Origin of the sequence: Streptomyces sp. WAC06614 (assembly GCF_003949795.1) — a bacterium.
GTDB lineage: Bacteria > Actinomycetota > Actinomycetes > Streptomycetales > Streptomycetaceae > Streptomyces.
Map to the genome: position 1 here is coordinate 1 of NZ_RPRY01000736.1, position 857 is coordinate 857.

Annotated in this window: 1 protein-coding gene; it reads left to right on the forward strand. The window is 71.8% G+C overall.

Annotation, left to right across the window (positions count from 1 at the left end):
• The coding region (locus EF918_RS36215) for a VWA domain-containing protein (protein WP_125653022.1) at positions 1-857 on the forward strand (857 nt) is incomplete at both ends.

An 857-nucleotide genomic window follows, 5' to 3' on the forward strand; every position in this document is an offset into this window, starting at 1 on the left:
GAGGCCGAGGCCGCCGGGGTGGCGAAGGACGGGCCCGAGGCGCTCTCCGAGTTCACCTCGCGACTGAGCGAGGCGCTGGAGGCCGACGACGTCGAGATGCTCCGTCAGCTGGCCGCCGAGGCGGTGGCGCGCTTCGGCGCGATGCCCGGTCGCGGCCCCGGGCTGAGCTCGTGGTCGTCCTACACCGCGCTGCGCCGGCTCTCGACCGACGAGCTCACCTCGCGACTCATCGAGGGGCTCCAGCAGGGCGGCTGGACCGACGAGGAGGCTGCCCGGGTCGGCACCCGTCGGGTGGACCGTTTCGCGGGCCTGGTGGAGGCCGACGCTCGTCGCCGGATCGCGGAGGAGAAGGGCCCCGAGCAGATCGCCAAGATCGCCGTACGCCCCACCATCGAGAAGCTCGACTTCCTGCACGCGCGGCGGGCCGACCTCGAGGCGCTGCGGCGCGAGATCTACCCGTTGGCGCGCCGGCTGGCGACGCGGCTCACCCAGGAGCATCACGCCCGCCGGCGAGGAGCGGTGGATCTGCGGCGTACGCTCCGGTCCTCGATGTCCACCGGCGGCGTCCCCGTCGACCTGCGCTTCAGGCCGAAGCGGCCGCACCGCACCGAGCTGGTGATCCTGTGCGACGTGTCGGGCTCGGTGTCCAACTTCGCGACGTTCACGCTGATGCTCGTCTTCGCGCTGCGTGAGCAGTTCGGCAAGGTGCGCGCGTTCACCTTCGTCGACGAGATCCACGAGGTCACGTCCTACTTCAAGCCCGGCGCCGACCTGGTCGACACGATGACCGAGCTGACGAAGGCGACCGAGCACGCGGCCCGGATGGGGCGCACCAACTACGGCCGGGCCTTCTCCCT